The sequence below is a fragment of the Siccirubricoccus soli genome, assembly GCF_024178315.1.
Classification (GTDB): domain Bacteria; phylum Pseudomonadota; class Alphaproteobacteria; order Acetobacterales; family Acetobacteraceae; genus Siccirubricoccus; species Siccirubricoccus soli.
Map to the genome: position 1 here is coordinate 1 of NZ_JAMZIK010000267.1, position 5,583 is coordinate 5,583.

8 protein-coding genes are annotated in these 5,583 nt (G+C 72.4%); 2 read left to right on the top strand and 6 right to left on the bottom strand.

Annotation, left to right across the window (positions count from 1 at the left end; genetic code table 11):
* Nucleotides 1-222, top strand: a 222-nt coding sequence (locus NJ376_RS28040; RefSeq protein WP_252956651.1) for a winged helix DNA-binding protein, incomplete at its 5' end; no start/stop codon positions are given.
* Nucleotides 223-258: 36 nt separating this feature from the next.
* Here NJ376_RS28040 and NJ376_RS28045 read toward each other — a convergent pair.
* The 5 genes from NJ376_RS28045 to NJ376_RS28065 all read right to left on the bottom strand — a co-directional run bounded on the left by NJ376_RS28045 (nucleotide 259) and on the right by NJ376_RS28065 (nucleotide 4,560).
* Nucleotides 259-1,026 (bottom strand): glucose 1-dehydrogenase, encoded by a 768-nt coding sequence (locus tag NJ376_RS28045; protein WP_252956652.1) that lies wholly within the window; start codon nucleotides 1,024-1,026, stop codon nucleotides 259-261.
* Between the two features lie 4 nt (nucleotides 1,027-1,030).
* Nucleotides 1,031-1,978: an alpha/beta hydrolase gene (locus NJ376_RS28050; protein WP_252956653.1), complete on the bottom strand. Its 948-nt coding sequence runs from the start codon at nucleotides 1,976-1,978 to the stop codon at nucleotides 1,031-1,033.
* Between the two features lie 4 nt (nucleotides 1,979-1,982).
* Nucleotides 1,983-2,765, bottom strand: a complete 783-nt coding sequence (locus NJ376_RS28055) for an alpha/beta fold hydrolase (RefSeq protein ID WP_252956654.1) — start codon at nucleotides 2,763-2,765, stop codon at nucleotides 1,983-1,985.
* A 185-nt stretch (nucleotides 2,766-2,950) separates the two neighbouring features.
* The gene (locus tag NJ376_RS28060; RefSeq protein WP_252956655.1) at nucleotides 2,951-3,868 is read right to left on the bottom strand and encodes a CDP-alcohol phosphatidyltransferase family protein; all 918 of its coding nucleotides are present in this window, start codon (nucleotides 3,866-3,868) and stop codon (nucleotides 2,951-2,953) included.
* Nucleotides 3,865-4,560 carry a phosphatidylserine decarboxylase gene (locus NJ376_RS28065; protein ID WP_252956656.1) on the bottom strand — a complete coding sequence of 232 codons (696 nt, stop codon included), beginning with the start codon at nucleotides 4,558-4,560 and terminating at the stop codon, nucleotides 3,865-3,867. Before NJ376_RS28065 ends, NJ376_RS28060 begins: the two co-directional genes overlap by 4 nt.
* 48 nt (nucleotides 4,561-4,608) lie before the next feature.
* Between NJ376_RS28065 and NJ376_RS28070 the strand changes: the two genes are divergently transcribed.
* Nucleotides 4,609-5,055 (top strand): hypothetical protein, encoded by a 447-nt coding sequence (locus NJ376_RS28070; protein WP_252956657.1) that lies wholly within the window; start codon nucleotides 4,609-4,611, stop codon nucleotides 5,053-5,055.
* Here the strand turns inward: NJ376_RS28070 and NJ376_RS28075 are convergent.
* On the bottom strand, nucleotides 4,977-5,583 hold a 607-nt coding region (locus NJ376_RS28075; RefSeq protein WP_252956658.1), incomplete at its 5' end, for a LysM peptidoglycan-binding domain-containing protein. The two genes, NJ376_RS28070 and NJ376_RS28075, sit on opposite strands and share 79 nt — an antisense overlap.

Consider the following 5,583-nt stretch of genomic DNA (forward strand, 5'->3'; position numbering starts at 1 on the left):
CGCCTCGAGGCCGCCGGTCTCGTCCAGCGCCAGCGCGACGCCACCGACGCACGCCAGGTCCGCATCCGCCTGACCGAGCAAGGCCAGGCCCTGCGGGAAAAGGCCCGCAGCCTCAAACACGCCTGGGTCGGCAAGGTCTTCGGCCACAACCACCACGCCATGCGCGACCTCCGCGACAGAGTCGCCGCCTTCCGCGACACTCTCCTCAAGACCGAAGCGTAGGCAGCCCTCCCCCGTCAGCGGGGGAGGGAACGGGTCTCACACGGCGGTATAGCCGCCATCCACGGTCCAGCCCGCGCCGGTGACGAAGCTCGCCCGGTCAGAGCACATCCAGACCACCGCCTCGGCGATCTCCCCCGGCTGACCCAGCCGGCCCATCGGCACCCGGCCCAGGATGCGCTCCCCGGCCCGGCGCATGGACTCCTCCGTCATCGGCGTCTCGATATAGCCCGGGCAGACCGCGTTCACCCGGATGTTGTCCGCCGCGTGGTCGATGGCGGCCGTCTTGGTCAGCCCCAGCACGGCATGCTTGGAGACGGCATAGGCGGAGGAGCCGCGCAGCCCCACCAGCCCGCCGACCGAGGCGGTGTTCACGATGGCCCCGCCGCCCTGCTTCCGCATCTGCGCCACCTCATGCCGCAGGCAGCGCCAGACGCCGTTCAGGTTCACGTCCAGGATGCGCAGCCAGGCGGCTTCCTCGATATCCGCCGTCGCCACGCCGGTGGCGTTCACCTGGTAGGGCGCGATGCCGGCATTGTTGAAGGCGCAATCCAGCCCGCCGAAGGCGTTCACCGCCGCCGCCACCATGGCGGCGACGGCGGCATCGTCCGTCACGTCGCAGGCGATGGCGACGCCCTGGCCGCCCGCCGCCTCCACGGCCCCGAGCGTCCGCTGCGCCGCGTCCAGCGTCAGGTCCGCCACCGCCACCCAGGCGCCTTCCCGCGCGAAGGCCAGCGCGGTGGCGCGACCGATGCCGGAGCCCGCCCCGGTCACCAGCGCCGATTTGCCGTCCAGCATGCCGGCCATGGCGCTAGCCCTGCGCCCAGTGATGCGCCAGCGAGAGCGCCGCATGGCGCAGCGCGAGGTCCGAGGCCGGGATGAATTTCCCCATGGTCAGGAAGGCGTGGATCTGGTCGGCCATGTGCACATGGGTGACGCGCACCCCATCCGCCTCCAGCCGCTTCGCATAGGCGATGCCCTCATCCACCAGCGGGTCGTAGCCCGCCGTCATGACATAGGCGGTGGCGGTCCCGGCCAGACTGGCGGCGCGCAGCGGGGAGGCCTGCCACTCGTAGCGCCGCGCCTTCTCCGGCACGTAGTGGTCGATGAACCAACGCATGGTCTTGTCGGTCAGGATCAGCCCCTCGGTGAAGCGCTGATAGGCCGGGTATTCCGCCGCCATGTCGCAGGCCGGGTAGAGCAGCATCTGGAAGCCCACCGGCGGCAGGCTGCCGTCACGGGACATGATGGCCAGCACCGCGGCGAGGTTGCCGCCGGCGCTGTCGCCGCCCACCGCCAGCCGGGCGGGGTCGAGGCGCAGCGCCTCAGCCTGCGCCGCGACGAAGCGCAGCGCGGCGGCGCAATCCTCCACTGCGGCCGGGTAGAGATGCTCCGGCGCCATCCGGTAATCCACGGCGATGACGCAGCAGCGCGCGGCATTGGCCAGCGTCCGGCAGGGCTGGTCATGGCTGTCGAGGTCGCCGATCACCCAGCCGCCGCCATGCAGGTAGAGTAGGCAGGGCAGCTTCTCCGCCGCGCTGGTCCCGGCGGCGCGGTAGCGGCGCAGCCGGATCGGGCCGCGCGGACCGGGGCATTCCATGTCCTCCACCTCCGCCACCTCGGCCGGCTCCGGCTGCAGGATGGCGCGGGACTTGGCGGAGGCCTCGCGGGCCTCGGCCGGGGTCAGGGTGTGGATCGGCGGCCGGCCGAGCTGCCTGATGAGGTCGAGGACGCTCTGCGCTCCGGGATCGATCGGCATTCGCTCACTCCATGAAGGCAAGGATCGCCGAGGCCACCGCCTCGGGCGCGTCGAGCTCCGCCAGATGGCCGGCGCCCGGGATGATGCGCGTTTCGCTGGGCCCGCCCAGGAGCCCGGCGATGCGCGCGGCATAGGAGTGCGGCATGATCCGGTCCTGCTCGCCCCAGAGCAACAGGGTGGGCGCCGAGATCAGCGGCAGCCGCTTCTCCAGCCTTGTATTGCCCAGCGGCCAGAAGATCCGCGCCGCCGCCTCGCTGGCGCGGGTCTGCTCGATGGGCCATTCCACCGAATTGGCCCCCTCCGGCACCGCCTTCAGCGCCTTCCAGCGCTCCGGATCGGCGGTCAGCAGCGCGGCGAGCTGGTCGGCGCGCTGGGCCCAGGGGTCGGTGGGCGGGTCCTTCTCGTCGAACAGGCCGAAGGGAGCGATCAGGGCGAGCTTTCCCACCTTCTCCGGCCAGAGCGCCGCGACCTCCGCCGCGAGGGAGGCGCCGACCGAGCTGCCGGCAAGGTCCGCGCCGTCCAGCCCCGCCGCGCCGAGGATGCGGCGCGTCGCCAGCACCCAGTCCAGATGGGTGTCGAGCACCGAATGCCCGCGATCCCCGCCCGGAAAGCCCGGCAGGGAGGGGATGATGACGGTGCGCCTCGCCGCCAGCGCATCGAGGAAGGGCACCCAACGCGGCAGCCCGCCGAAGCCGGCCAGGAAGCCGAGCGGCTTGCCGCTGCCCTTGCGCCAGATGCGGGTGGGGAAGCCGTTGATCTCGACAGTGAGCAGTTCGGGCTCGGTCACGCGCGAACTCCGTATGGCTTGGACGTGGTTTTCGTTGCGCGGACCGATCGGCCCGCCTCCTCACCTGAAAACCTAGCAAGCTACCGGATGGCCGGGCAACCGTCCGCTCCACATGCCGGCCACGCCGCGGGCTATCGGCTGGCCGCAGCGCAACGCGGCGACACCTCCCGGACCGGAGGTTCGGATCAGGCCGTGGGCCGCTCCCGCCCCTCGCCCCCGACCACCACCGGCTCCAGCATCGTCTCCGCCTCCCGCTCCAGCCGCCGATAGGAGCGGAAGGAGAAGGGCAGCATGCCGGCATAGATCAGCCCGCCCGCCGCCAGCGCCGCCCAGGGCTCCGTCAGCAGTACCGCGACATAGGTGCCGACGCCGAGCAGCAGCGGCAGCACGAAGACGGCCGGGATCTTGAAATTCTTGAAGCTCCAGGTCGGCAGGGTGGAGACCATCAGCGCCCCGACCACCAGCAGGAACACGGCGGAGACGGCCGGATGGCGGATCGCCGCCGCCAGCCCCCACCAGGCCCAGGAATCGAAGGCGAGGGCGGCGAAGAGCGGAAACAGCGCCAGCCCCGCCCCGGCCGGGGCCGGGACGCCGGTGAAGAAGCTTTGGGCGAAGGCTGGCTTGGGCGGGGGACCTGCCAGCGGCACCGCCGCCACCTCCACGATGCTGGCGTTGAAGCGCGCCAGCCGCAGGGCGGAGCAGACGGCGAAGAAGATGCAGGGCGCGTAGCCGAGGCCCCCGCCGCCATGCAGCGACCAGAGATAGAGGATCAGCCCCGGCGCCACGCCGAAGCAGAGGAAGTCCGAGAGGCTGTCGAATTCCGCCCCGAAGCGGCTGGTGGCCTTCAGCAGCCGGGCCAGCCGGCCATCCACCCCGTCGATCGCCGCCGCCACCAGCACCAGCGCCGCAGCCTTCTCCCATTGCGAATCGAGCGCGAGGCGGATGGCGGAAAGCCCGGCGCAGAGACCGAGCATGGTGAGGATGTTGGGGATCAGCCGGTTGAAGGAGAGGCCGGGAAAGCGGGGCCGGGTGCGCGGGCGGAAGCGGCGCAGCCGGCCGCGCAGCCCGGGCGGGCGGCCGGGGGGCTGGGGGGCGCCGCTCATGCCGCCACCCCCGGCGCCACCTCGCCCAGCTCCGCGATCACGGTCTCGCCGCCGATCATGGTCTGGCCTTCCTCCACCAGCGGTCTCACGCCATGCGGCAGGTAGACATCGGTCCGGCTGCCGAAGCGGATGATGCCGAAGCGGTCGCCCGCCTGCACCGCATCGCCCTCCCGGATGTCGCAGAGGATGCGGCGGGCGACGAGGCCGGCGATCTGCACCACCGCCAGGTCGCGGCCATCCGGCAGCTTCAGCGCGATGGCGTTGCGTTCGTTCTCCTCGCTCGCCTTGTCCAGGTTGGCGCTGAGATAGGCGCCGTGGCGATAGGCGATGCGCGTCACCGTGCCATCCGCCGGCACGCGGTTCACATGCACGTCCAGCACCGAGAGGAAGATCGCCACCCGCCAGCGCGGGGCGGCATCCAGGCCGAGCTCGGCCGGCGGCACCGCCTGGACGATGGAGACGATGTGCCCATCGGCCGGCGCCAGGACCAGGTCCGGCCGATGCGGCGGCACCCGCTCGGGATCGCGGAAGAAATACAGGCAGAACAGCGCGAAGAGCGCCCCCAGCCAGAACAGCCAGGCACCGAGCCAGAGCAGGCCGAGCAGGGCAACGGCAACGCCGCCGAGGATGAAGGGGCGGCCGGCCGGATGCGGCGGGGCCAGCACCAGGCTGAGGCTGTGGCTGAGGGACATGCGCGCGGTTTATCCTGCGTTCACCAGTCCGGAGCAAGTATTCGCGCCATGCCGACCCTGCCCCTTGGACCTTTCGCCGTCCACCGCGACGGCACGCTGGATACCCGCGCGCCGGATGTCCGGCCCGCCCTGCGCTTCCATTGGCGCGGCCGGAATTGCGAGGCGGGGTTCTCCCCCCGCGGGCTGCAGCTTTCCACCCTGGCCGCCCGGGTGCCCTCCACAGCGGAGCGGGCGAAGGACCGGCCGCGCGCCTTCGCCACGGTGGCGGAGATGCGGGAGGCGCTGCCGGAAGGCTGGCGGCTGCGGCTGCTGGCAGACCACAGCATCCGGATCGAGACCGAAGCCCCCTTCGCAGACCCGCCGACGGCGGTCAGCCTCGTCGCCTCCCTGGTGCGCTTCGCGCTGGAGGTGGAGCCTTACCTGGATCGGCTGGCGCTGGGCGGCACGGCCGCGGTCGGCGTCGCGGCGGCCGGGACCACCGCCTCCGGCACCTGAAACACCTGGCCGGGATAGATCAGCCGCGGGTCGCGGATCTGGTCCCGGTTGGCCTGGTAGATGACGGTGTAGCGCACCCCGCGGCCATAGGCCCGGCGGGCGATGCGCCAGAGATTGCTGCCCGGCTGCACCACGGTGCGGCCATCCACCACCGCCCCCTCCTCGATCCGGTCACGCTGGAAGGGTACCTCGATCCGCGCCGCGACGCTGCCGGCATCGGCAAGCTGGTCCACCCGCAGGGTGTGGCGGCCAATCGCCGGCTGGTGCTCCGGCGCCAGTTGCCAGCGGCCGGCGGCATCCGCCACCGCATCCCCGGCATGCTCCGTGCCAACATAGACCCGCACCCTCGCACCGGGTGCGGCGCTGCCGGCGAAGCGCATGGCCCCGGCCTCGTCGTAATCCACCACATCCAGTTCCAGCCGGCGGCGGGCGGGCTCGCCGGCGGGGACCTCGCCCTGCAGCAGGCGCGGGGCGGCGGCGCTGCCGGCGGTGGGCGGCAGCAGCAGCGCCCGGGCCTGCGGCGCCGGG